Here is a 24,746-nt window from a genome sequence, read left to right on the forward strand (position 1 = left end):
TTGAGGGGAGAAAACCATTTTTATGAACCCAAAACGTCGACCATCATCTCAAAAACGCAGTAGGTGGCGCATTTTTGGCAGAGTTTTGCTGATTAATATCAAGTGGTTCTCGCTTGCGGGTGTACTTGGAGTGCTGTTTGCCGGAGGTCTTATATCCGGTTATGTGGCGGCACTGGTTCATGATGAACCTGTACGATCACGTCAATTGATATATGAAAAGGTAAATGAGAATGCTCTGACCAGTTTTGTATTTTTTAATGATCAGGTAACTCCGGTTGGAAGAATGCGCATGGAAGAGGACCGACAGCTCGTTGACCTGAAGGATGTCCCTCAGTCCATTGTGGATGCCCTCATTTCAACAGAAGATAGCCAATTTTATGAGCACCATGGTGTAGATTTAAAGGGGACGGCTCGTGCTGTCAAACAGAAACTTTTGAATGAAAACCGCCAAACTGGCGGCAGTACACTGACGCAGCAGGTAGCCCGAAGAGTTTTCCTCAGTCTGGATAAAACGGACAGCCGAAAGGTGAAGGAAATGCTGCTGGCACTACGTATGGAGCGTTTTATGGGCAAAGACAAAATATTAACGGCTTACTTAAATAAAATGCCTTTTGGTAATGGTTCCGCTGGTTACAATTTGTATGGAATCAAGTCTGCTTCGTTAGGAATTTTTAATGTAAGTGATCTACATAAGCTTCATATTGCTCAAGCGGCTTATTTGGCAGGTCTTCCACAGCTGCCATCTGTTTATTCCGCTTTTGATGGTAAAGGGAATTTTGATGAAGAAGGTTTCAACAAAGCGATGGAGCGCCAACGTGTTGTGTTGGGAAGAATGCTGGAAACAGGCAAGCTCACACTGTCCGAATATAATGATGCGCTTCAATTTGATGTGAGAGCGACTCTTGCACCCCATCGCGAAAAAAGCTATAACACATTCCCTTATTTGATGCTGGAAACAGAGCGGGAGGCCGCACAGCTGTTAGCACTCCAGCAAAATCCGAATCTCACAGCAGCCGAGATTTCTAAGCCTGAGCATGCTGAACTTCTTCAAAATACGCGAGAAGAGTTGCAACGGTCCGGCTATCGAATTTATACAACGATAAACAAAAAAATTTATAGCAATATGCGACAGATTGCAGCTAATCCACAAAATTTTTCTCCATACAGTAAGAAGAAGGGACTAGAACAGATTGCGGCAATCATGATTGATCATAAAACAGGGGCTATCCTCGGTATGATCGAGGGCCGGGATTTTAATACCGAGCAAATGAACTATGCAACTCAAATGACACGTCAGCCCGGTTCTGCCATGAAGCCTATTGCTGCTTACTTACCTGCTTTGGAGAAGGGCTACACTCAGCCCGCCGGTCTTATTGATGATTCACAAATCATATTGAAAGACGGACGAAAGGGTTATCATATTCCTAAAAATTATAACAGAAGGTATGAGGGGCTTATGACAGCCCGTGAAGCACTCAATCGGTCAATTAACATCCCTGCACTGAGGCTGTTTTTATATGAAGTTAAAATTCCAAACGCTTGGAATTTTGTGCGTTCTCTTGGAATTACGACGATTCAGCCGCAGGATGAACATGCTCAAACAGGAGTTCTAGGTGGACTTAGTAAGGGGGTATCCGTCGAGGAACTGACCGCAGCATATGGGACAATTCCCAATATGGGCGTGTATAATGCACCTCACTTGATCAGTAAAATTACAGATGCCAACGGTAAGATTGTATATGAATTTAAACCACAGACGAAACGTGTATATTCGCAGCAAACCGCATTTTTGATGACGGATATGCTCAGAACCGTTATATCAGACCCAAGAGGAACTGGCAAACGTCTGCAAAAAGCTTTTAAGAGCTACGGTACCATTGATATTGCGGGTAAAACGGGTACGACACAGAACTTTGGTGATGTGTGGTTTATGGGATACACACCTGACGTTACGCTAGGCGTATGGGCTGGTTATCGTCAACAGGTTAATACATTATCTCAAGAAGGTCACACCAGAGCACAGTCGGTGTGGGCGTTGATCATGAATGAGGCGGTCAAGGACCAGCCTGAGCTTTTTAAGAATAAGCATTTTATACAGCCGGAAGGCGTTGTGAAAGTTACGGTATCTAGTCTTACAGGTAAGCTGCCAGGGCGCTATTCCCGCCAATCAGGTCACCTCGTGACTGACTGGTTTAACCAAAAGTACGTGCCGACCGAAGTCGGAAGAGAACAGCTTCCACGTTCTGCTAGACCAGTAGTTCCGTCCAAACCAGATATCAAGAAAGAAGATGTCCCTGAGATCAAGGTACCAGCAACAGATCAAGAGGAGGTTCCACCAGAGGAAACAGTTCCTTCTGTTCCTGACACAGACGCAGAGATCGAACCGCCTGATGAGAATAACGATGTGCCATCAACAGATACTTCGCAACCTTCTGTTGAAAACGTGCCGGAGACACCTTCTGAATCAGAGAACCAGAGTGGTGCTCCAAAAACTCAGCCTGATGAGGTTATCGATCCTAAACCAACGACTGATCAATCCAACAACTAAGCAACATGGACGATCTAGTTTAGAACACCGTTTCCAACAATATTGACAGTGACCTGCGGATGAAAACGGACATGGGGATACTCCTCATTCCAACGCTATTCCATTACAATGGCTACCTTGAATGGGAAGTTGGATAGTCAGGCTCCGGTACATCTGTCGGACAGAATTCTCGGTGCCTGAATAAACTTCATTGGTACTTTACCTTCATTGGTTTGAGATTCATCTACAACTTCTAGTGTTTGCTGGAGTAGGCCCTTAGGAGTAAGATCATAAATCGATGCATTTGCCAATCTGGCATCCTTTAAGCTGTCCTGATCCCAGCAGCCTGTTGTAATTATGAGTAGAGCCAGCATTTTATGCGGCTCTGCTCTTTTTTCATATTTTAGATTTCTCCTTTTTGAAAATACGAGCCAAATTATTTGCATGTAACCAATGGGCTTTAAAATTTTCTCTTTGTTCAGGCAAGTAGGCAAGGCGAGATTATAAGGGGGCATAGTCTTGGGTCAGATCAATTCCCAGGTAGTATCCGAGTTTACGCCGAACCTCACTGCGGGCAAAGGATGAAAGCATGAAAAATCGTCTTTGGTAACCGCGGCATACATACAAAACCTCTACGCCTTCATGATTTCGGATTTCGCTGTATATTTTCACTCCCTGTCTTTTCATTCGTGCTTTTGTTTCTGCTAATTGAACAGTTACGCGCTGTTGTACTCCAGTCAGGCTACGAATATACAAATCGGGCATTTTTAGAGGAGAGATATTCATAATGCGAATGTCTCGTTCCAGCACATCCAGTACAAGTGTTAGAAGTACACACATCTTGATCAGTCCTGCGTCTTCTTCAGAAGGCAAAGGAGCTTTATGCTTGTTATCAAGTACCTTTCTGTTTGTCATAAATATCTCCTTTACGCGGAGTGAAAGTACAATATATAATAAGAATATAGAACATATGTTCTGAATATACTTCATCATAGGAATTTTTCTGTTGCTAAAGCAATCATCAATTATTGGAAAAGTGCGGGGAGCGCTACTTCCATGTGCCATTATGTAAAGATTCTTGCATATAGGGCCGATGACAGCCAAACAGAGTTTATGTTAAGCTAATGGATAAAAAACTTACATAGAAGGGGATAGCGTTCTGATAGCGACATTTTTTACTATTTAACATAAGAGAGTCAAGAAAGAAGGTTTACATATTGTCACGTTCGTTATATGCAGCTTTATTATTGTTGAGCCTTATTTGGGGCGGTTCTTTTATGTTTATTAAGGTGTTATTGCTACATCAAGTAGGACCGTGGACCATTGTATTTCTGCGATCCAGTTTTGGTCTTATTTTTATCATCTTATTAATGGTTCTTATACGCAAGCCGTTTAAAATCAAAAGCATTCCGTGGAAATCGGTTATTCTGGTAGCATGTGTCAACATGGTTTTACCATGGACATTGATTGGTTTTAGTGAGACCAGAATAGCTAGCAGCATGGCTTCTGTATTGAATGCCACCACGCCAATATGGACTATGTTGGTGGGTCTTGTCTTCTTCGGAGCTATATTTCATCGCCTGCAGTGGTTAGGAATGGGGCTCGCTTTTATAGGAATTATTATTTTATTGGGTATTAATCCTGCCTCTATTATTTCTGTTGATCCGGTAGGTTTTGGATGTATGCTGCTTGCGACTCTCTGCTACGGATTTGGAACACAGCTCTCCAAACGTTTTCTCTCCAATCTTTCCATGTATCAGGCTACCTTTGCGACACTGTTTGGTGCGGCAGCAGGGGGTGGTATTATGATGGTAATTGTAGAGAGACCAGATTTGTCGATCGTTTCTGTTCCAGGAGTATTAGGTTCCCTAATAGGACTAGGAGTTTTGGGTTCAGGGGTAGCATATATCTTGTTCAACTATATGATTTTGCGGGGGAGTGCGGAATTCGCTTCTTCGGTAACGTATTTTGTACCAGTGAGTGCCATCGTATGGGGCTTTTTACTTCTGAATGAGCATATCGGCTGGAACGTGCTGACCGGGCTGGTTCTTATACTCGGGGGCGTATTTATGGCCAATCAGCGCAGAACAGCCAAACTAAGGGTAATAACTCCAAGTGAAAATAAAACACACTCAGGTCATTGAATGTGTACTCGCCAAACCTTTGGTATAATGCGTCAACTCGCACATACAATAAAGCATGCTCACACATAAAATAAAATATGGTGCAGCAAAAAAGCAAGCTGTTTAGCAGGTGACAAGGTGTGGTATAATAAATTATAGAATTATATGTACCACAGAAATGTCGGAGTTTTATTCCACAAAAGAAAGGATCAGGATACCATGTGTCCCCGAAGGATACTTCCCCAAAGGACGATTTGGAAACGATTTGATCTGTCTTATACTTAGCTTTTCCGCGGAGTAACGTCAAGCTGCGAAAGCCAACTCTGCGGAAGAGGGGATTGTACATGCGAAGGACCAAGTCCTCCAGGCACATCTTACCAGGTTGCTTCCGTAAGAGTGGGTTCATCCACATCAAACTTACGAGAAACCGAGGGAGCCTGTATGAGGAAAACTTACGAATCTATCGTGAACAATGGAGCACTGAGACAGATTGCTGTCATGTTGCTCGGAACATGCATTTTAGCTTTTACGTACTATCACATTAACGCCCAGAATCATTTGTCAGAGGGCGGATTTGCAGGCTTAGCTCTGCTGGGGCATTATGCGTTTGGCATATCTCCAGCATGGAGTATGCTGATGCTTGATGTTCCTGTCATATTGCTGGCATGGGTACTGAAGGGCAAAAGATTTATGATGCTAGCATTAATCGGAGCCGTCGCCTTTTCACTGTTTTATGCAGGATTTGAGAAATACTCGACTCTGGTTATAGACCTGCATGGAAATCTGCTAATAGCAGCTCTACTTTGTGGGGTGCTCACAGGTTTAGGAGCCGGAATCGTACTGCGATTCGGTGGAGCAACCGGGGGCGATGATATTTTGTCTCTGCTGGTGAGCGAGTGGCGCGGATGGAAAATCGGCAACGTGTTTATTGTCAGTGACATCATCGTGCTAGGATTATCGCTGTTGTATCTGCCTGTGAAGGAAACAATGTTTACAATACTGGCTGTGTGGCTTGCCGGAAAAATAATTACATGGACGACCACGTTCCAATTGCACCGACCTGTGAAAAAGGTACTGCCAGCGGCTATTCCCGCTAAAAAGGTAGTTGCCAAAACAGTGCCGGTCGTCCACAGCCTTCGTCAATAAGGAAAGGGTGTTACGTCAGGAGAGAAATCTTCTTACGTAACACCCTTTCGCTGTATGGGAAGAGCAAATGTTGATCATACTTAGTGCCGCTTGAGTGCTATTTTTTATATTTTTTCTACTGCTTCTTATTTTCTTCTACTGGATGAGTATCGTTCCATTCTTCAGCTTGAGCAGTGGCAATCGCAATAGCACGCCCTTCTTCATAGCCCTCGCGGAGTAGAGCGTTAGCGATATCAACGGCTTTTTCTCGCACCCGGGGTTCCAGATTTTTCATGGATGGCGGGTAATCATGTTTGTTCCAAGGCATTGTTGCACACTCCTTTTTAGCAGATGTTGTATTATGTATTACCCGTTGTTGGCTTAGACAAACAAAAATTAAGGTAATGAATGTATTGTAAAATATATCTTGAGAAAAGGCGTATAATGGTGTGCAGAATACCAGAAAAAGGAGTGGAACATTTGCTTGCCTGGGGTTTCGTTTTTTTACTAACCATCATCATTCATACTACCGATAGCTTGTCTTATGCTCTTCGGCTTGGTGGTTTGCGAGCACGTCGGATTGGATTGGCCTTAACCGTGGCCGGAATGCTGCTGTTGGTTTCACGCACCTCCAATATGGCGCAGGGGCCTTTACTTGGAGGGATGGTCGATCAGGCTAAAGAGTCAGCCCAATTGGGCGGAACGGATACGAGACTGGAACTGTATATGCACGGGGTATTGCTGGCCGCCACCGTTGGAACTATGTTTGCTATATTACTGTATCCAACAGTGGTGCGCATGTCAGCCAGATGGATTGTGCATTTGGAGCATACTGGATCTATTCCAGCTTTAATACGTCATTTAATGAGTCGAAATCGCTGGAAGCATGCAGGCTACTACATAAAGCGCCCTAGCTGGTCCATGCTTACCTCCCTGATCAGTGGAGTGATCCCCAAGCGTCTAATTATTTTAAATATTGCCGTTACCGCAATTTATACAACTGGAGTGGTATCTGCCTTGTATGCGTCATTTCTATGGCCCGCCCAAGGTACGGCAATGTCAATGTCGTCAGGCTTAATCAATGGCGTCGCAACGGTATTGTTGACCTTGTTAATTGATCCAAGATTGGCGGTGTTGTCAGAAAAAACGCTACGAGGGGAGCTACCCCTAATTCGGATGAATAGTGTGTACGGTTGGATGATCATCTCGCGTTTGGCAGGAACTTTATTAGCTCAGCTATTGCTGGTACCGCTAGCCATTTGGCTTGGGTGGGTGATGAGCTAGATCAGTAAAGATGTGCTGCCATATCCAAAAAAGGCTGACCCGTGACCATCTAATAAAGATGATTCCGGGTCAGCCTTAATGATTTTACGGCTGCTTACTTTTCAAATAATGACTTATATGCTCCATATCCTTCACGCTCCAAGTCTTCCTGAGGCACAAAGCGGAGCGCGGCAGAATTGATACAATAACGCAAACCCTCTGGACCTGGACCATCATCGAATACGTGCCCTAAATGGGAGTCTGCTTCGCGACTTCGCACCTCGGTACGAATCATGAAATGGCTGAGATCGGTCTTTTCTTTGACATTGTAACTGCGCAACGGACGGGTAAAGCTAGGCCAGCCGCAACCCGCATCATATTTGTCCAGTGAACTAAACAAAGGCTCTCCTGATACGATATCCACGTAAATGCCTTCAGCTTCATGATCCCAAAACTCATTTTGAAATGGGCGCTCGGTCGCGTTTTTTTGTGTTACTTCGTATTGAATAGGCGTCAGCCGATCTTTGAGCCCGGACTTATCAATCTTGGCAGCCCAATTTTGCTCAATAAAATCTTCACGTCCCGACCCTTTGCGGTAGCGTTTGTAGTGAGCGGGGTTTTTCTTATGATAGTCCTGATGATATTCTTCTGCTTCATAAAAAGTTGCGGCAGGCAGAATAGATGTTGCAATGGGCTTGTCAAAACGGCCACTTTGAGCGAGAGCTTCTTTGGAAGCCTCTGCCTTGATGCGTTGTTCATCATTATGATAGAAAATAGCCGTTTGGTAGGATGAACCTCTATCGTGAAATTGTCCACCTTCATCCGTTGGATCAATCTGTTGCCAAAATAACTCCAACAGTTTTTCATACGGGAACACTTGGGGGTCGAATGTAATCTGCACGGCTTCCACATGTCCCGTTGTTTCAGAGCATACCTCTTCATAGGTAGGATTTTCGGTATGTCCCCCTGTATATCCAGATCTAACCTTCAAAATACCGGGCATTTCCTCAAAAGGGGAGACCATGCACCAGAAGCAGCCGCCCGCAAAAGTTGCCTTTTCTACCGTGTTTGGATTGTTGGTGCTCATATTTTATCACTCCAATCTGAGAATGTTTAATTAGTTGTTATTTAAATAGCTTACAATTAAATTATATACGGGATTTTTGCAAAATCCAACGAAACATCAGAAAGTACTCAGCTGCGTAGCTGTAGTGTGTCCCAAAAAAAGCAATCAAACATTCTACAGAACCGGTACAAACTCATTGCTATCATGTTTTGTTGGCGCGCCTAACTCTTTTTCGGTAAAGTACAAATCCGCCACCTACCAGTGCAGTATATAGCAGTAAAATAAACAAACCCGTGATTGGATGTTCCGCAAAGGTACCGCCTGCATAAGCATACACTGCAATTGCGGGAAGCTTGCCGATCGCTGTGCCTAGCATAAAGCTCCAGAACGGAAACCCTGCTACTCCGGCATATACATTTACAGCTGCCTGAGGAATGACTGGAATCAGGCGAGCCAGTAGCACAGCAGTAAAAGGCTCTTTCTCCATGACCTGATTGAAGCGCTCCAGTGCGGGAACACGCTCCAAATAAGCACGTCCTTTGTCACGAAACAGGGTACGTACGGCACTGTATACGACCAACGCAGCGAAAGTAGTGCCAAGCCAGCAAATCAGAGCACCTTGCCAGGCGCCTGCTGCATAAGCAATGGAAGCGATAATCAGCTTGTAAGGGATGAACGGAATTAACGCGAATAAAAATGCGAGCAGCAGCAGAACCGGAAAGGAGGTTTGTTTGTCCGCCCATGCTAGCCAGTCATATCTGTAGATAAACGCGATGCAGAACAGCGAAACATAAGCCGCGGGGAGTAACCATTTTTTCATTTACATACCTCTTTCAATATCCCTGTTCGGCTTTTTGCTTATACAGAAAAAATAGGGTTCACATTCCCAAAAATGTATGCTATACTGCCACTAACAGAATAGTTCCCAAAGGGGAGTAGCTCAGCGAGTAAAGTCGTCATTACGGGATTCTTAATCCCCGGCTTTATTGGCAACGTAATGTTGTAAGCGAGACCTTTGCCAGGATTTTAGGAATCCGGGTAAATGGTCTTTTTTTGATGCCAAAATGGGGTCAAGCGCCGTTTCCGGATTCCGCGAAATGGCGCTTTTTTAGTATAAAGCGCTGAACTATGTACAGTATAACAAATAAATAAAGAAGGTGGGAGACACGTATGGATTTTTTGTCAATTGAGTTTTTAACCGCATTATTGTCCATCATTGTCATTGATCTGGTGCTAGCTGGTGACAATGCGATCGTAATCGGCTTGGCGGCGCGGAATGTTGATAAGGCCAATCAAAAGAAGGTCATTATCTGGGGGACGGTGGGAGCAGTCATCATTCGTGTGATTGCTACCGTGCTGGTCACATACTTACTGCAAATATATGGATTGCGTTTGGTTGGGGGTCTCGCCCTTATCTATATCGCCTATAAGTTGTTGGTCGAAGAGAAAAAACATGAAATTTCAGCTACAAATCAGATGTGGGCAGCGATTCGCACCATTATTATTGCGGATACAATGATGGGACTCGATAATGTGCTTGCTGTTGCGGGAGCCGCTCATGGAGATATGCTACTTGTTATTCTCGGTCTGGCAATTTCCGTTCCGATCATGGTGTGGGGAAGCACGATTATTCTGAAACTGACAGAACGTTACCCGGTAGTGATTACGATTGGAGCCGCAGTATTAGCGTATACCGCTGCTAAAATGGTGGTGGCTGAGCCATTAATTGCACACTGGTTCGCAAATGGAGTCGTTAAATATGGTTTCGAAGCCTTGGTTGTAGTTTTGGTTGTAGCCATTGGGATGCGTGTTAAAAAAATAAAAAGTGAGAAAACAAAAAAGGAAGCATTGCACGCATAAGCTGACTTATATTGAAGTAATCTGGCTGAAGCTGGATACTCAAGTCTTAGAGGCTGTTCCGTCAGGTCCATCTGGATCGGGAGTAGCCTCTTTTCTTTGCTTGTCAGCGGACTTCCATGTAAACTAGACAACAGATGAAATGAGTATTAGAGGTGGAACGATATGGACAAGCAAATCAAGACAAGAGTAGCGATTGCAGGATTGGGTGGTATCGCTCGTAAAGTGTACCTGCCGTTACTGTCTGCACACCAAGGCGTAGACATCGTAGGTGTCATGAACCGTTCACAGGAGCCGGTTAGTTCTACTATGGAGCAGTATAGACTACCTAGAGGAACGACGGATATGAAGGAAATGCTGGCATGGGAGCCGGAAGCTGTATTTATACATGCGGCCACCGAAGCACATTTTGACCTAGTCATGGCGTGTATTGAAAAAGGGATAGCGGTGTACGTGGATAAACCATTGTCCTATGATGTTCGTCAGAATCTGGAAATGACTGCTTTCGCGGAGGCACAGGCTGTACTGCTGGCGGTAGGTTTTAATCGGCGTTTTGCTCCGCACTATGTGGCTGCAAAAGCTTGGCTAGAGGAAGTGGGTGGTTTCAGTCAATGTGCGGCGATTAAACACCGAACTGGATATGATCGTAGACCGGCGGCACAGACGGTTTATGATGATTTAATTCACATGCTTGACTTGCTATTATGGCTGGGTGGCGATGATTATGAGCAACTGCATAGTAGTCTGAATACAACGAGTGAAGGTTACATGGACGCTGCATTTGGGACTTTGCGTTTGGGGGATGCTGCCGGTACATACAGTATGAGCAGACAGGCAGGGGCTGACATAGAGAAGCTGGAGCTTCACGGGGCAGGACGGTCTGTTGAGGTAACGAATATGGAACAGGCTGTTTTCATGCAAAAAAATAATTTATCACAAACTCAAACTTTTGGAAGTTGGGATACAATATTAGAAAGACGGGGATTTACCGGGGTGGTGAATCATTTTCTGGAGCATATTCATCGTCCGGAGAAGTGTGCGATACAAGCTGGAAAAGTCCTGGAAAGCCATATGCTGGCAGAAGAACTGATTAGTCGTTTGCGTAATTAATAAGGAACCATGACGATCGAGACATCAAGAGTTATAGGTTGAAGGAGAAATGTATCAATGGAAGACAACCGCGGAAAACAGTTAGAAGAAGCCATCATTGAAAATTATAAGCAAGAAGAAGATATGATGATCCTTGTGTTTGCTCAATGGTGCATTAATAACGGCTTGGAGCCAGAGGAATTATATCGTGTAGCGTATCCACAGCAGGATAGCAACGAGCGTCTGCTACGAATACGCAAACTGACTGTATCGCGCGAAGAAGCAGGTGATATTCCGCTGGATACGGTATTAGGTGTGCTGTCCATGTTCGGAAATGAGGACTTGGCGATGGTCGTATCCGAGGCGGCTGCCCAGCTCCCGTCGGAACGAAAATAAGTCCAGCTAAAATAAAACATCTGGCAAAATCATCATAACATCGTGTAAATAAACTATTTACTGAGGATATTGTTGATCGGGAGGGTAAGCTGACGATGGAAGATATACCTGTGCCAAGCACTTGTAAAGGCTGTGAAAGAGATATCGCTTTATCGGAAGAGCAAATTACCAGAATACTAAACAATATGAGACCCAAAATGGAATGTGTAAACGATGAAGTGTACGAAGCCAGACTGTTGGCCTGCGCACAATGCAATGAGTTAATGTCGGGGCATACATGTGGCAGTAGCGGAAGTATTGTTCGTATACGTGCCCTGGCAGCAGCTCAAAATTGTCCCAGCTACCATGGTTCACGTTGGCAAGGATCAGCTTGAAAAATGTAAAGCCCAGACTCAGTTAAACCTGAGATTACAGGCTAAAGTAGTCATCCCCTGGTCTGCCTTAATGGCGGACCTTTTTAGTTTGCTTGGACTTTGTTGTTAGCAATTGACAAATTGTAGACAATAAAATATATTAAACACGTAAAATGTTTTTATTTAATTATTAATATTTATATTAATTAACAGGTTTTTAGGCATGACAACGTGTAACATTAGAGTCCAAAAAGTAACGGTAGTGAGAGTGTAATTTATACCGTTATGAAAGCGTAATCATTATGTGGTATTCCAACAATCTTAATGTTTTGGGAGGGTTTGTTGTGAAGGGTTCTGTTATTGTAAATACCGATTGGGAACAGGGCATAATTAATAAAAATATTTATGGGCAATTTGCTGAGCATCTTGGACGATGCATTTATGAAGGCTTATGGGTGGGACAGGACTCTCCAATCCCTCACACTGACGGAATTCGAAATGATGTGGTAGAAGCGCTGAAACAGCTGAACATTCCTGTGCTGCGCTGGCCTGGGGGCTGTTTTGCGGATGAATATCATTGGAAAGATGGGATTGGACCGAAAGAAAACCGCAAAAGAATGGTAAATACGCACTGGGGCGGTGTGGTTGAAAATAACCATTTTGGTACACATGAGTTTTTCCAGCTGTGTGAGCTATTGAATGCAGAGCCGTATATTTGTGGGAATGTAGGCAGTGGTACAGTGCAGGAAATGTCGGAGTGGGTAGAGTACATGACCTTTGACGGGGAGTCCCCTATGGCTGCATGGCGTCAGGAAAACGGTCGTGAAAAACCTTGGAAGCTCAAATATTTTGGAGTAGGTAACGAAAACTGGGGCTGTGGCGGTAACATGCGCCCTGAATATTATGCCGACTTGTATCGCTGCTATCAGACATATGTCCGTAACTATGGAGAGAATCGCATTTATCGAATAGCTGGTGGGGCGAATGTGGATGATTACCGTTGGACCGAAGTGCTGATGCGCGAAGCCGGGCATCTGATGGACGGTTTGAGTCTACACAACTACACAATTCCGGGGAGTTGGGAAGGGAAACGACACGCAGTTGGTTTTGATGAAGCAGAATGGTTTGAGACGATGAAAAAATCATTGCATATGGATGAACTGATTACTCGTCACTCTGCCATTATGGACCAATATGATCCTGACAAACGGGTCGGGCTGATCGTCGATGAATGGGGAACTTGGTTCCTGACCGAGCCGGGTACCAATCCTGGCTTCCTTTATCAGCAAAATACGATGCGGGATGCGCTGGTAGCCGGACTACACCTGCACATATTCCATAATCATCATGATCGTGTGCAAATGACCAACATTGCTCAAATGGTCAACGTTTTGCAAGCGATGGTTTTGACAGAAGGCCCTGCTATGCTGTTGACGCCGACATACCATGTATTTGAAATGTTCAAAGTGCATCAGGATGCACAAGCACTGGCAATTCATGCGAAGGTAGGCAACTATGAGTATGATGGAGATTCCATCCCACAAGTAAGTGTGTCCGCCTCTAAGGCACAAGATGGCTTTATTCATATAAGCTTATGCAACGTCCATCCAGGTGAATCGGCAAATTTGAGCCTTGAACTAAGAGGGCTCGAAGAGGTTAAGGAGATCAATGGTGTTGTCTTAGCCAGTGACGATATGCAGGCACATAATACATTTGATCAGCCAGAGCGGGTGAAAAAGGAAGCTTTTACATCTTATCAACTGCAAGAACAGCATTTGGATGTTACGCTGCCACCAATGTCAGTTGTGATGCTGACGATTGCTCCGTAAAAACAGATTGTGGTATGTGAGTAGTATCGTATATTGTTATAAAAAAAGAGAGAGCGTTCCCCTGAACGCTCTCTTTTTCCTACAATTGCTCGCGATGAATCAACCTGAATTCCTTGGGCGACATACCAAAGCGGGAACGAAATACACGATGAAAGTATGTGTAGTTAGCAAATCCTGACGATTCGGCGGCTTGTTCCAGTGACATGGGACTGAAAATGATACGCTCCCTTGCCATGTTGAGCCTGATGTCCAGTGTGTACTGCATAATGCTCGTATCGAACGTTTCTTTAAAAAGGTGTACCGCTCGTGATACGCTGATTCCAACGTGTGAAGAGACATCATCCAGCTTAAAATTAGATGATGCATTTTCTTCAATATAATTTTTTATCTGATAAGCAAGATAGTTATGATGAGTAGCAATGGGCTGCTCAGATAGTATACGGTCAAACTCCAAACATAAAATGCGTATGTAATAGCTTGATATTTCCGGGTAAGGATTAGAAATACGTCGCTGCTCCAACACGAGCTGACGAAATAGACCAAGCAGGGCTTCTGTGAGTTGAACCTTAATTCGGTTGGGACGTTTGTGATGATTCCACCACTCATCTACCCACGGACCACCGAAAAAAATGTGATAATCCCCACTTTCAACAACCTGTTCTCCCATGGGATTCAACTCACTGTGAATATCCAGTTCATAAGGCTCGGTTGGATTGAACAGCAGCAGATCACCTGCCTCAATCCGTGTCATTTTCCCGTCAATGCGTGCTTGACAGCGTCCATCTGTTTGCAGACGGAATAAATAATTTTTGATTCCATCAGGCTGGTTCGAATAAAAGGGCTTACGGTGGAAGGAATAGCCTGCGGTAAGAACCTGGCAAGGCTCAATGATAGACATGATGATGACTCCTTTGGGCATATGGCTGTTTCAAATATTGACCAGATTGTTCATGTTTTAATCATATTATTCATTTTAAACGAAAGCAAAATAGAATACCATGTGAACTGTAAAGCTTACATGTTAGATGAGAAAGTACATGTTAGAGGCCAAGGAGTGTGAAGACGTAAAACGAATCAAGGCCGGGATTATCAGCTGTGGTAACACTAGCTCGGTATATCTTAAAATTCTCCAAACCAACCCGCCCTTTGAAGTAGTGACCTTTGGTGATCTATTGAATGGAAGGGCCAAGGAGAGGGTCGATAAATTGAGTGTTGAAAACGTATACAAAGTGGAAGGATCGATGCTTCGGCTTGAGATGGAGCTTGCATTCATCTGCCGGTACCTGGCTGCCAGGCACTGCAGATGTGCGATACCAGAGGCGGGCAAGCAGGTGTAATGGAACAGATATAACGGGAATTCATCCTGACAAAGAGGTGAAGGAGAATGACTAAAGTAGGATTGCAATTATACACAGTTAGGGAAGAGATTGAACAGGATTTTGAAGGTACATTGCGCAAGGTAGCTGAGCTGGGCTACAAAGGGGTTGAGTTTCATAACTTTTTCGGACGTAGTGCCAAGGATGTCAGAGCGCTTTTGGATGAGCTGAATCTGGAGGTTGTCGGAACCCATATACAATACAGCCGCTTGCTGCATCATTTGGATGAGGAAATTGCATATCACAAAGAATTGGGCAATAAATACCTCATTGTTCCTTATTTAACCGAAGAAGAGCGGGAGTGGGATGACCTTTTTGTTAATCTGAATCATATTGGTGAAAAAGTAAAGGAGCATGGGTTGATACTCGCCTATCACAATCATGATTTTGAACTAACAGAGAAAATCAATGATCGCCCGGTATTCGATGCTCTATATGATGCGGTTCCCGATGATTTGTTACAGGTCGAAATGGATACTTGTTGGGTATACTATGGAGGCTATGATCCAGTGGAATACATCGGACGATATCGTGGACGCCTACCTATCATTCACTTAAAGGATATGGCACGTGACGAGCAGCAGAAAGCAATTACTGTAGAGTTAGGCAAAGGAGAAGTGCAGCTTCAGGCTATTACAGACGCCGCTATTGAAGCAGGTGTGGATTGGGTTGTCGTGGAACAGGATTTCAGCTCAAATCCTCCAATCGAAAGCATTGAAACCAGTATGAAGTGGCTCCAACAATACGCAGCTCAAGGAGGAAATATTCATGTCTAAAACACTCAAGATCGGGATTATCGGTTGTGGGGGCATTGCCAACGGCAAACACTTGCCGAGTCTTGCCAAGCAAAAGAGAGCAGAAATCATTGCATTCTGTGACATTATACCAGAACGTGCTGAAGAGGCTGCTGAAAAGTATGGTGCAGAAGGATCGCAAGTTTATAGCGATTACCGTCAGTTGCTAGAAAATAAAGACATTGAAGTTGTACATGTATGTACCCCTAACGACTCGCACTCAGAAATTACAGTAGCGGCGCTGGAGGCAGGTAAGCATGTGCTATGTGAAAAGCCGATGGCTAAAACTGCTGAGCAGGCACGGGAAATGCTTGATGCGGCCAACCGTACAGGCAAAAAGCTGTCCATTGCTTATCAAAATCGTTATCGTGATGACAGTCTGTATCTGAAGCAATTGGTCGAGCAAGGAGAGCTTGGTGAGATTTATCTGGGTAAAGCCATTGCTCTACGCCGCCGTGCGGTTCCAACCTGGGGAGTGTTCTTGGATGAAGAGAAACAGGGGGGTGGCCCGCTTATTGATATCGGCACACACGCACTCGACCTGACACTTTGGCTGATGGATAATTACAAGCCTAAAAGCGTACTAGGTTCAACCTTCCATAAGCTGGGAGACCGAAAAAATGCAGCAAACGCTTTTGGACCGTGGAATCCTGATGAATTTAAAGTAGAGGACTCAGCTTTTGGATTCATCACCATGCAAAATGGAGCTACAATTGTATTGGAATCCAGCTGGGCATTAAATGTTGTAGAGTTTGGTGAAGCCAAGACGTTGTTATGCGGTACCGAAGGCGGAGCAGATATGCAGGATGGATTGCGCATTAACGGAGAAAAGAATAGCCGTTTGTTTGATACAAAAATAGATCTGAATGCAGGAGGAGTTGCCTTTTACTCCGGTGAAACGGAAAATGAAGCAGACCGTGAAGCCCGTCTGTGGATCGAATCTATTCTGGACGACAAAGAACTTCTTGTGAAGCCGGAGCAGGCACTGGTTGTTACTGAAATTTTGGAAGCCATCTATGAATCGGCCCGCACGGGAAAAGCAGTTTACTTTGACTAAGCCTATAATTATCCCGAATAGACAATCACTATAATGAAAGCAGCTTTTTTCACATATGATACAGGGAGGGATTTCTTTTGAAACTTGGAGTATTTATGGTGCTGTTTGGTGGACGTTCGCTAGAGGAGGCGCTGGATTATGTGGCTTCTCAGGGATTGGATGCTGTAGAAATTGGAACAGGTGGCAACCCGGGAGATAAGCATTGCAAGCCTGATGAGCTGCTGGAGAACGATACGGCGCTCAAAAATTTTAAAAAGGCAGTAGAATCTCGCGGACTAACGATTAGCGCGCTTAGCTGTCATGGCAATCCGCTTCACCCACAAAAGCATTTGGCACAGGCAGATCATGATGCATTTTTGAAAACCGTCCGATTGGCAGAAAAGCTGGAAGTTCCTGTCGTGAACACTTTCTCAGGCTGTCCGGGGGATCACGAGGACGCGAAGTATCCAAACTGGCCCGTGGCTCCGTGGCCTAATGATTTTCAGGAAGTATTGAAGTGGCAATGGGAGAATAAAATTATTCCTTACTGGACCGAGACAGGTAAATTTGCAGCAGATCACCATGTTAAAATAGGGCTGGAGTTACACGGGGGCTTCTCCGTGCATACACCAGCAACCTTACTTCGTTTGCGTGAAGCGGCAGGAGAGGTCATTGGTGCTAATTTGGATCCGAGCCATATGTGGTGGCAGGGAATTGATCCCGTACAGGCGGTTCAAATTTTGGGACGAGAGGGAGCCATCCACCATTTCCATGCCAAGGATACGACGATTGATCCGATCAATGTTAATAAATACGGACTTACTGATATGCAGGAGTATACGAATATGTTAGATCGAGCATGGCAGTTCCGTACTGTGGGCTATGGTCATGATGTAAAAACCTGGGCAGATATTATCAGTGCTCTGCGTTTGGTGGGATACGATTATGTAGTAAGTATTGAGCATGAAGACGGTCTGATGTCTGTAGAAGAAGGCTTTACTAAGGCTGTCCATAATCTTCGCCAGGTCCTGATTGAAGAACCGCTGAGCGAGATGTGGTGGGTCTAACCTAATAGGGGGAACTGTGATGATTAACGTCACCATTTGGAATGAATTTCTGAACGAGAAGTTAAATGAAGAAGCCAAACGGATTTATCCTAACGGCATACACCAAGCATTGGCTGACGGCTTGGCAGATGAAGGTTTTGCCATTCGAACAGCTACTCTGCGTGATAATGCCGAGCATGGTTTGGGAGAAGAAATCCTCAATTCCACAGATGTGCTGCTGTGGTGGGGACATAAAGCCCACGACCAGGTGAGCGATGAAGTTACAGCGCGTGTCGTCAAGCGTGTGCAGGAAGGGATGGGCCTCATCGTACTGCACTCAGGCCATTTTTCTAAGCCATTTAAAGCTCTGATGGGCACCAGTTGTGATTTAAAATGGAGAGTTGCAGGCGAGCAGGAGATTATTTGGTCAGTAAATCCGTTACATCCCATTGCAGAAGGGATAGACGCCAAAATTCTCTTAGAGCAGGAAGAGATGTATGGAGAGTTCTTTGATATTCCTGCGCCGGATGAACTGGTCTTTATCAGTAACTTTGAAGGCGGCGAAGTATTTAGAACTGGATGCACCTTCCATCGAGGCAGTGGTAAAATATTTTATTTCAGACCAGGGCATGAAACCTATCCAACTTATTACCAACCTGATATTTTGAAGGTCATTGCTAACAGCATCCGTTGGGCTTCTCCGACAAGTAATAAAAAACCAATATATGGTAGGAGTGAACCAGTAAGGCCTCTTGGTGGAGTGTTGGTATAGTTACAATTATCACATTATGATAAATTCTATAAAGAACAGATTTACAGGCGGAACCTCTGGGATTCCGCCTTTTTGTATTTAACGAATTAGACATATACCTGCCGCATTGGTTTGTTGTATAATCAGTTTTGGTCATGGCAACTTTATCATCACAGGTAATTAAATTTAAGAAAGTGTTTTCTTTCGGGATAAAGTATGCTAAAATGATATATACTAACAAAAGGAAAGCTTTATCAAACCGAAATGCAAAAGAAGGTGAAAAATTTGGAGAGTCAACCGCAATTTACAAAAATGTGTCCGCGTTTTGAAACCGCCTTTTCATGTCTGGGTAAGCGCTGGAATGGATTGATTATTCAATCCATGATGAGCGGTCCCAAGCGGTTTAAGGATATTTCCAATCTGATTCCCACAATGAGTGACAAAATGTTATCAGAGCGGATGAAGGATCTGGAAAATGAAGGGATTCTTACACGCCATGTATATCCGGAAACTCCTGTCCGCATTGAATATGAGCTAACCACCAAAGGTCGTGCACTTCAGCCGGTTATGGAGCAGATTCAATTTTGGGCTGAGGAATGGATTAGATGATCACCAAACTCATTAAGTGTTTTTCATAGCAAAACAGCCTTTTCCTAGGAAAAAGGCTGTTTTTTTATTTTGTGATAGGTAGTACGGCTTAATAGCTTTTAGCACGGCCTGCTACTGAGAATACTCCGGCTGTTGTACGGCGGGGGACACGGGATTGAATATCCAGTGCGGCTGTACGAAATGTGCCTAAGCACGAGTGGCAAAGTCTTCCTGCATAAATGGGAGAACGGCAAGACTCGCAAGGATAATCAAGCTGACTGTATGTGGAGGGAAATTTGCCTGCTCTTACCCAATCTGTGAGCAAATCCATAGGTGTGCCAGTCACATCACTGAGTTGGCGGGTATGAGTAGAAGGATGCCTCCATAGATAGTTAGAACAGCGGTCAAAGAATATATTTTCTTCTTGAATACAAGTGCTACACAGGTTTCTAAGATTTTGACGGAAAATGGAACCGCATTTTGGGCAATTCGAAGTATGTATCTCCATAGAAACCAGTCCTTTGTATCGGAATATAGTAGTATTTTAAAATTTATTAGTTACATATTACTATGACTTTATACCTATATCAATCTTTATTTAAAGAAATTGCTGATCTTTGAGTATATGCTGGCATCGAGATTGACATTACTCTGTTACTTATGTATTATAACTTACATAAAGTTACTATATGAATAAAATAAACTGTATACGATAAGGAGATTTTAATGATACCATCTTTATTTTTAGCACACGGATCACCTATGCTTGCTATTGAACAGACGGACTATACTGCATTTTTAGATCAGTTGGGGAAAAGCATTCATCCTAAGGCGATTGTTATCTTTACAGCTCACTGGGAGACACAAATGTTAACGATTAGTTCAATGGATGACATATACGATACAATTTATGATTTTGGAGGTTTCCCACCGGAACTGTACGAAGTGAAATATCCAGCACATGGTTCTGTTGAACTAGCTAATAAGTTGAAAAAGTTATATGAACAAAACGGCATCGAGGTACAAACTGATCATGTGAGAGGACTGGATCATGGTTCCTGGACATTGTTGCATCGTATGTATCCTGAGGCAGACATTCCGGTAGTTCAGATTTCCGTAAATCCGTACCTCTCGCCCAAAGCACAATTTGCCATTGGTGAAGTGCTGCGTGAGTTGGGAGAACAAGATATTCTGGTCATTGGCAGTGGCGTGACTGTCCATAATCTGCGTATTGTCAAATGGGGAGAAACGAAAACGGAACGTTGGGCAATTGATTTTGATGACTGGATTATCGAAAAAGTGCAAAGCGGAGATATAGAAGCTTTAGATCACTATGAAAGCGAAGCGCCGTATGCTCGTCAGGCTGTACCTAGAGCAGAACACTTTGTACCGTTGTTTATTGCAATGGGTAGTGGCGACCCTGCAAACAAAGCTAAGGTCATCCATAGAAGCTATGAGATGGGAAATTTAAGTTATCTATGTTTGCAGTTTTAAAGTGGGTAGGCAGAAGAAGGTCGAGTTATGTGCTTTGTTACTGTCCCGTCCGTTCTCTAAAAAATGGGGAGTGGAATAAAATTAGGGAGTGTTATAAGCTAATAATGGCTTACAGCACTCCCTTTTACATTAAAAAAATTTATTATATCCGGCAAATCTCACGTGGGCACAATTCACAATGACATACACCTTGCAGCATTTCCAAATCCTTGACAACAATCATACCATTATCGTATTCGACTGCATTTTTCTTACGCAGATCACTGAGCATCCGATTTACACTTTCCCGGGTAGCACCGATCATATTTGATAAGTCAGTATGAGTAATCTTTTTATGAATCAGAATATAGTCGCCGTGAGGCTCACCATAGGTGTTGCATAGTCGGATGAGTGTGGAACATAGAGCGCCAGGCTTGCCGTACATCATCAAATCGCGGAACTTGGTCTGGGTAATGCGGTGATGCGATCCCATCCATTTCATAAAGTCAATCGCAAAATCACAATGCTGACAAATAAGCAACTCCAAATCTGTATGATCGATTACGCCAATATCACTGTCCTCCAGAACCTCAGCAGAAAAGGAATGCTTAGTGCCGAAGAAAGGATCAGCTTGACCAACAAGATCGCCGCTTTGATACATATATAGAATAAGTTCCTTACCCTCATCCGTAGTTTTGGTCACTTTTACGCGTCCGCGCTTAATATAAAACAGCTTATCCGCTGTATCTCCTTCCCAGAACAGATGCGAACTTTCTGGCATAACTCGATCTTTCATCATCACTTGCAGCCGGTTGAAGCTGGCCTCCGAGAAGCAACAGGTGTTGCCGCGGGCTTCCATTACATTTGTAGGGTTTCTCATCGTCCATTTCCCCTTTGTATCCTATGTTATTTTATCTGCAACTTGATCAATTCAAATTCATTATATACCTGTGCAATGCGTTTTTGGGGCAAGATGAGGGGGTAAAAGTGGCAGAATTCCAAACTTTGTGATTTAATTCACTTCATAAAATAAAATTTTAAATAGATTGTGAAAAAAATCACAAAATATCTTAGAAAGCTGTGTTACGATCAGTGCGTGAACAAGAGATAGTACACGAGATAACAGGAGGATGAGGGAAATGGCTGTTAAAAACGAGGTTATCCAAAAAGAGCAAAGCGCAGAGCAGTATATTCAAACGCTGATTGACCGGGCGAACCGGGCACAGCAAGCTTTCATGAGTATGAATCAGGAGCAGATGGACGAAATCGTACAAGCTATGGCACTCGCAGGGATGGATAAGCACATGCACCTCGCGAAGTTGGCTGTTGAAGAAACAGGACGCGGTGTGTACGAGGACAAAATCACCAAAAACATGTTTGCAACAGAATATGTCTACCATAGCATCAAAAATGAGAAAACCGTCGGTGTCATTGAAGACAATGACTTTGATAGTTTTCAAAAGATAGCTGAACCAGTCGGTATTATCATGGGGATTACTCCAGTAACAAACCCAACTTCGACTACGATGTTCAAAGCGTTAATTGCCATTAAAACACGTAACCCAATCATTTTCGGCTTCCATCCATCTGCTCAATCGTGTAGTGCGGAAGCAGCCCGCGTCTTGCTTGAAGCAGCTGTTAAACATGGTGCTCCAGCGGATTGTATTCAATGGATTGAAGCACCTTCGATGGATAAAACAAATGTACTGATGAACCACTCTGATGTAGCGTTGATTTTGGCAACTGGTGGATCAGGCATGGTTAAGGCAGCTTATAGCTGTGGTAAACCTGCACTTGGCGTAGGTCCTGGTAACGTACCTTGCTTTATTGAGAAAACAGCCGATATCAAACAGGCCGTGAACGACCTTATCCTTTCTAAATCTTTTGATAACGGTATGATTTGTGCTTCGGAACAAGCTGTAATTATTGAAGAGCCTATCTTCGAGCAAGTGAAGAAATTGATGATTGCTAATGGTTGCTACTTTGTAAATAAAGAAGAGGCAGCTAAGCTCACTCAAGGAGCTATGAATGTAGAAAAATGTGCAGTGAACCCGGCCATTGTCGGCCAGTCTGCTGTAAAAATCGCTGAAATGAGCGGTATTACAGTACCGGCAGGAACCAAAATTTTGGTCGCTGAAATTGAAGGAGTAGGAACCAAATTCCCATTATCTGCGGAAAAATTGAGTCCGGTATTGGCTTGCTACAAAGTAAAAAATGCAGAGCAAGGTATCCAACGTGCTGCTGAAGTCGTAGAGTTCGGCGGTATGGGTCACTCGTCAGCTATCCATTCGCAAGATGAGGATGTTATTGCTCGCTTCGCAGACCGTTTGCAAACAGGACGTATCATTGTAAATGCACCTTCCACACATGGCGCAATCGGTGATATTTACAACACCAACCTTCCTTCGTTGACACTTGGTTGCGGTTCGTACGGTCGTAACTCGACTTCGTCGAACGTATCTGCAGTTAACTTGATTAATGTGAAAAGGGTGGCGAAACGGACGGTGAATATGCAATGGTTCAAAGTACCTTCCAAAATCTATTTTGAAAAAAATTCGACACAGTATCTTGCTAAAATGCCTGATATCACACGTGTAGCCATTATCACTGACCCTATGATGGTGAAACTCGGATATGTGGACCGTGTCATCCATTATTTGCACCAGCGTCAAACACCGGTTGCTATTGAAGTGTTCTCCGAAGTAGAGCCAGATCCATCGACAGTTACGGTAGAGCGCGGTACTGAAATGATGAGACGTTTCCAACCGGATTGCATCATCGCACTCGGCGGCGGTTCGCCAATGGATGCTGCTAAAGGCATGTGGATGTTCTATGAATATCCGGATACTGATTTCAATAACTTGAAACAAAAATTCATGGATATCCGTAAACGGATTTACAAGTACCCACGTCTGGGTCAAAAAGCACAATTTGTGGCTATCCCTACAACTTCGGGTACAGGTTCGGAAGTTACATCGTTTGCAGTTATTACGGACAAAAACCTGGGCAACACGAAGTACCCGCTGGCTGACTATGAGTTGACTCCTGATGTGGCAATTATTGACCCTGTGTTTGTATATTCGCTGCCTAAAACTGCTGTAGCCGATACAGGTATGGACGTTCTGACCCATGCTATCGAGGCTTATGTGTCTGTAATGGCCAATGATTATACAGATGGTCTGGCAATTAAAGCTATTCAACTGGTATTCCAATACCTGGAGCAATCGGCTCTGACTGGTGATAAGCTGGCTCGCGAAAAAATGCATAATGCTTCTACACTTGCAGGTATGGCGTTTGCTAATGCATTCTTGGGTATTAACCATAGTCTTGCACATAAATGGGGCGGACAATACCATACAGCGCATGGCCGCACGAATGCTATCTTGCTGCCGCACGTTATTCGCTACAATGCGAAAAAACCGACAAAATTTGCTTCGTTCCCTAAATATTCGCACTTTGTTGCAGATGAGCGTTATGCAGAAATCGCACGCATACTGGGACTGCCTGCACGTACCACTGAAGAAGGGGTTAACAGCTTAATTGACGCGATCCGTAAGTTGAACAAAACACTCGGTATCGAGGAATCGTTCCAACAACTTGGTTTCGATCCAAAAGACTTTGAATCACGTGTAGATTATTTGGCTGACCGCGCTTTTGAGGATCAATGTACAACTGCAAATCCAAAGCTGCCGCTGGTTACTGAATTGGCTGATGTATACCGTAATGCCTTCTACGGACGCTTTGATCAATAATATAATAGTATGAAGAGGCTTGTAACTAAGCATTTTCCTATACAATACCAATGCAGGCTCTCTATATAGAGGGCCTCTTGGTTTGGGAAGGGAGGTGAACGGCAAGGCTAGAGGTATACGCGTGAAGCTAGGGGAAATAAAGTGACAAAAATCACTCATATTGTGATTTTTGTCACATACTACACTCTATCATTATTCTACAATAAGAGTGTAAGAAAGGTCCCGACACTGAGCGTAAGGCATCGGTGAAAAGGCCGGGCTCAAGAAATAGTTTAAACGTGAAAAAAATCACAAGTCCGGAA

24 protein-coding genes are annotated in these 24,746 nt (G+C 43.9%); 17 read left to right on the plus strand and 7 right to left on the minus strand.

Translation table 11 applies throughout. From position 1 onward, the window contains the following. Positions 1-22: 22 nt before the first annotated feature. Entirely contained in the window at positions 23-2,548 is a 2,526-nt protein-coding gene (locus G7035_RS18210; protein WP_019687931.1) for a transglycosylase domain-containing protein, read from the plus strand. A 137-nt stretch (positions 2,549-2,685) separates the two neighbouring features. On the opposite strand, the gene G7035_RS27455 is transcribed toward G7035_RS18210, so the two are convergent. Both G7035_RS27455 and G7035_RS18220 read right to left on the minus strand, forming a co-directional pair. Beyond that, positions 2,686-3,042 carry a hypothetical protein gene (locus G7035_RS27455; RefSeq protein ID WP_029514450.1) on the minus strand — a complete coding sequence of 119 codons (357 nt, stop codon included), beginning with the start codon at positions 3,040-3,042 and terminating at the stop codon, positions 2,686-2,688. Then, entirely contained in the window at positions 3,029-3,442 is a 414-nt protein-coding gene (locus tag G7035_RS18220; RefSeq protein WP_019687930.1) for a YhjD family protein, read from the minus strand. The genes G7035_RS27455 and G7035_RS18220 overlap by 14 nt, the downstream gene beginning before the upstream one ends. 302 nt (positions 3,443-3,744) lie before the next feature. Between G7035_RS18220 and G7035_RS18225 the strand changes: the two genes are divergently transcribed. Further along, on the plus strand, positions 3,745-4,671 hold the full coding sequence (locus tag G7035_RS18225) for a DMT family transporter (protein ID WP_019687929.1): 927 nt from the start codon (positions 3,745-3,747) through the stop codon (positions 4,669-4,671). A gap of 420 nt (positions 4,672-5,091) precedes the next feature. Then, complete coding sequence (locus G7035_RS18230) at positions 5,092-5,796, plus strand: YitT family protein (RefSeq protein WP_016822328.1); 705 nt, start codon at positions 5,092-5,094, stop codon at positions 5,794-5,796. A gap of 115 nt (positions 5,797-5,911) precedes the next feature. On the opposite strand, the gene G7035_RS18235 is transcribed toward G7035_RS18230, so the two are convergent. Then, the gene (locus tag G7035_RS18235; protein ID WP_019687928.1) at positions 5,912-6,103 is read right to left on the minus strand and encodes a DUF2188 domain-containing protein; all 192 of its coding nucleotides are present in this window, start codon (positions 6,101-6,103) and stop codon (positions 5,912-5,914) included. A gap of 152 nt (positions 6,104-6,255) precedes the next feature. On the opposite strand from G7035_RS18235, the gene G7035_RS18240 reads away from it, so the two are divergent. Beyond that, the gene (locus G7035_RS18240; RefSeq protein ID WP_017427474.1) at positions 6,256-7,059 is read left to right on the plus strand and encodes a lipid II flippase Amj family protein; all 804 of its coding nucleotides are present in this window, start codon (positions 6,256-6,258) and stop codon (positions 7,057-7,059) included. A gap of 94 nt (positions 7,060-7,153) precedes the next feature. Here G7035_RS18240 and msrA read toward each other — a convergent pair whose 3' ends face one another. Next, on the minus strand, positions 7,154-8,125 hold the full coding sequence (msrA, locus tag G7035_RS18245) for a peptide-methionine (S)-S-oxide reductase MsrA (protein WP_016822326.1): 972 nt from the start codon (positions 8,123-8,125) through the stop codon (positions 7,154-7,156). 181 nt (positions 8,126-8,306) lie between these two features. Next, entirely contained in the window at positions 8,307-8,924 is a 618-nt protein-coding gene (locus G7035_RS18250; RefSeq protein ID WP_019687927.1) for a TVP38/TMEM64 family protein, read from the minus strand. Between the two features lie 350 nt (positions 8,925-9,274). Between G7035_RS18250 and G7035_RS18255 the strand changes: the two genes are divergently transcribed. From G7035_RS18255 to G7035_RS18275, 5 genes are all read left to right on the plus strand, one after another. Next, positions 9,275-9,964, plus strand: coding sequence for a TerC family protein (locus G7035_RS18255; protein ID WP_019687926.1), 690 nt, complete (start codon positions 9,275-9,277; stop codon positions 9,962-9,964). A 162-nt stretch (positions 9,965-10,126) separates the two neighbouring features. Next, entirely contained in the window at positions 10,127-11,071 is a 945-nt protein-coding gene (locus G7035_RS18260; protein WP_019687925.1) for a Gfo/Idh/MocA family protein, read from the plus strand. A gap of 57 nt (positions 11,072-11,128) precedes the next feature. Next, positions 11,129-11,446, plus strand: a complete 318-nt coding sequence (locus tag G7035_RS18265) for a hypothetical protein (RefSeq protein WP_016822322.1) — start codon at positions 11,129-11,131, stop codon at positions 11,444-11,446. Positions 11,447-11,541: 95 nt separating this feature from the next. After that, on the plus strand, positions 11,542-11,820 hold the full coding sequence (locus G7035_RS18270; RefSeq protein WP_019687924.1) for a DUF6171 family protein: 279 nt from the start codon (positions 11,542-11,544) through the stop codon (positions 11,818-11,820). A gap of 323 nt (positions 11,821-12,143) precedes the next feature. After that, positions 12,144-13,628 (plus strand): alpha-N-arabinofuranosidase, encoded by a 1,485-nt coding sequence (locus G7035_RS18275; RefSeq protein ID WP_019687923.1) that lies wholly within the window; start codon positions 12,144-12,146, stop codon positions 13,626-13,628. Positions 13,629-13,707: 79 nt separating this feature from the next. Here G7035_RS18275 and G7035_RS18280 read toward each other — a convergent pair whose 3' ends face one another. Continuing rightward, positions 13,708-14,526 carry an AraC family transcriptional regulator gene (locus G7035_RS18280; protein WP_013371816.1) on the minus strand — a complete coding sequence of 273 codons (819 nt, stop codon included), beginning with the start codon at positions 14,524-14,526 and terminating at the stop codon, positions 13,708-13,710. A 139-nt stretch (positions 14,527-14,665) separates the two neighbouring features. On the opposite strand from G7035_RS18280, the gene G7035_RS18285 reads away from it, so the two are divergent. The 7 genes from G7035_RS18285 (at position 14,666) to G7035_RS18315 (ending at position 20,713) form a co-directional block, all read left to right on the plus strand. Continuing rightward, the gene (locus tag G7035_RS18285; protein WP_019687922.1) at positions 14,666-14,965 is read left to right on the plus strand and encodes a Gfo/Idh/MocA family oxidoreductase; all 300 of its coding nucleotides are present in this window, start codon (positions 14,666-14,668) and stop codon (positions 14,963-14,965) included. Positions 14,966-15,012: 47 nt separating this feature from the next. Further along, positions 15,013-15,780, plus strand: a complete 768-nt coding sequence (locus tag G7035_RS18290) for a sugar phosphate isomerase/epimerase family protein (protein ID WP_019687921.1) — start codon at positions 15,013-15,015, stop codon at positions 15,778-15,780. After that, a complete protein-coding gene (locus G7035_RS18295; RefSeq protein WP_016822317.1) occupies positions 15,773-16,855 on the plus strand; it encodes a Gfo/Idh/MocA family protein in 1,083 nt (360 codons plus the stop codon). The genes G7035_RS18290 and G7035_RS18295 overlap by 8 nt, the downstream gene beginning before the upstream one ends. Before the next feature lie 77 nt (positions 16,856-16,932). Continuing rightward, positions 16,933-17,901 (plus strand): sugar phosphate isomerase/epimerase family protein, encoded by a 969-nt coding sequence (locus G7035_RS18300; protein WP_016822316.1) that lies wholly within the window; start codon positions 16,933-16,935, stop codon positions 17,899-17,901. Between the two features lie 19 nt (positions 17,902-17,920). Further along, positions 17,921-18,652, plus strand: a complete 732-nt coding sequence (locus G7035_RS18305; RefSeq protein ID WP_019687920.1) for a ThuA domain-containing protein — start codon at positions 17,921-17,923, stop codon at positions 18,650-18,652. A 243-nt stretch (positions 18,653-18,895) separates the two neighbouring features. Further along, positions 18,896-19,240 carry a winged helix-turn-helix transcriptional regulator gene (locus tag G7035_RS18310; RefSeq protein ID WP_013371810.1) on the plus strand — a complete coding sequence of 115 codons (345 nt, stop codon included), beginning with the start codon at positions 18,896-18,898 and terminating at the stop codon, positions 19,238-19,240. A gap of 705 nt (positions 19,241-19,945) precedes the next feature. Beyond that, positions 19,946-20,713, plus strand: coding sequence for a dioxygenase family protein (locus G7035_RS18315; RefSeq protein ID WP_019687919.1), 768 nt, complete (start codon positions 19,946-19,948; stop codon positions 20,711-20,713). Positions 20,714-20,855: 142 nt separating this feature from the next. Here G7035_RS18315 and G7035_RS18320 read toward each other — a convergent pair whose 3' ends face one another. Next, on the minus strand, positions 20,856-21,572 hold the full coding sequence (locus G7035_RS18320; protein ID WP_014599995.1) for a Crp/Fnr family transcriptional regulator: 717 nt from the start codon (positions 21,570-21,572) through the stop codon (positions 20,856-20,858). A gap of 259 nt (positions 21,573-21,831) precedes the next feature. Between G7035_RS18320 and adhE the strand changes: the two genes are divergently transcribed. Then, complete coding sequence (gene adhE / locus G7035_RS18325) at positions 21,832-24,444, plus strand: bifunctional acetaldehyde-CoA/alcohol dehydrogenase (protein WP_019687918.1); 2,613 nt, start codon at positions 21,832-21,834, stop codon at positions 24,442-24,444. Positions 24,445-24,746 lie beyond the last annotated feature (302 nt).

This window comes from Paenibacillus polymyxa (assembly GCF_015710975.1).
Lineage (GTDB): Bacteria > Bacillota > Bacilli > Paenibacillales > Paenibacillaceae > Paenibacillus > Paenibacillus polymyxa.

Coding starts and splice junctions, on each gene's coding strand:
- G7035_RS18210 (WP_019687931.1), top strand. CDS start 23: ATGAACCCAAAACGTCGACCATCATCTCAAAAACGCAGTAGGTGGCGC.
- G7035_RS27455 (WP_029514450.1), bottom strand. CDS start 3,042: ATGCCCCCTTATAATCTCGCCTTGCCTACTTGCCTGAACAAAGAGAAA.
- G7035_RS18220 (WP_019687930.1), bottom strand. CDS start 3,442: ATGACAAACAGAAAGGTACTTGATAACAAGCATAAAGCTCCTTTGCCT.
- G7035_RS18230 (WP_016822328.1), top strand. CDS start 5,092: ATGAGGAAAACTTACGAATCTATCGTGAACAATGGAGCACTGAGACAG.
- G7035_RS18235 (WP_019687928.1), bottom strand. CDS start 6,103: ATGCCTTGGAACAAACATGATTACCCGCCATCCATGAAAAATCTGGAA.
- msrA (WP_016822326.1), bottom strand. CDS start 8,125: ATGAGCACCAACAATCCAAACACGGTAGAAAAGGCAACTTTTGCGGGC.
- G7035_RS18250 (WP_019687927.1), bottom strand. CDS start 8,924: ATGAAAAAATGGTTACTCCCCGCGGCTTATGTTTCGCTGTTCTGCATC.
- G7035_RS18255 (WP_019687926.1), top strand. CDS start 9,275: ATGGATTTTTTGTCAATTGAGTTTTTAACCGCATTATTGTCCATCATT.
- G7035_RS18260 (WP_019687925.1), top strand. CDS start 10,127: ATGGACAAGCAAATCAAGACAAGAGTAGCGATTGCAGGATTGGGTGGT.
- G7035_RS18265 (WP_016822322.1), top strand. CDS start 11,129: ATGGAAGACAACCGCGGAAAACAGTTAGAAGAAGCCATCATTGAAAAT.
- G7035_RS18270 (WP_019687924.1), top strand. CDS start 11,542: ATGGAAGATATACCTGTGCCAAGCACTTGTAAAGGCTGTGAAAGAGAT.
- G7035_RS18280 (WP_013371816.1), bottom strand. CDS start 14,526: ATGTCTATCATTGAGCCTTGCCAGGTTCTTACCGCAGGCTATTCCTTC.
- G7035_RS18285 (WP_019687922.1), top strand. CDS start 14,666: ATGTTAGAGGCCAAGGAGTGTGAAGACGTAAAACGAATCAAGGCCGGG.
- G7035_RS18290 (WP_019687921.1), top strand. CDS start 15,013: ATGACTAAAGTAGGATTGCAATTATACACAGTTAGGGAAGAGATTGAA.
- G7035_RS18295 (WP_016822317.1), top strand. CDS start 15,773: ATGTCTAAAACACTCAAGATCGGGATTATCGGTTGTGGGGGCATTGCC.
- G7035_RS18305 (WP_019687920.1), top strand. CDS start 17,921: ATGATTAACGTCACCATTTGGAATGAATTTCTGAACGAGAAGTTAAAT.
- G7035_RS18310 (WP_013371810.1), top strand. CDS start 18,896: ATGCAAAAGAAGGTGAAAAATTTGGAGAGTCAACCGCAATTTACAAAA.
- G7035_RS18315 (WP_019687919.1), top strand. CDS start 19,946: ATGATACCATCTTTATTTTTAGCACACGGATCACCTATGCTTGCTATT.
- G7035_RS18320 (WP_014599995.1), bottom strand. CDS start 21,572: ATGAGAAACCCTACAAATGTAATGGAAGCCCGCGGCAACACCTGTTGC.
- adhE (WP_019687918.1), top strand. CDS start 21,832: ATGGCTGTTAAAAACGAGGTTATCCAAAAAGAGCAAAGCGCAGAGCAG.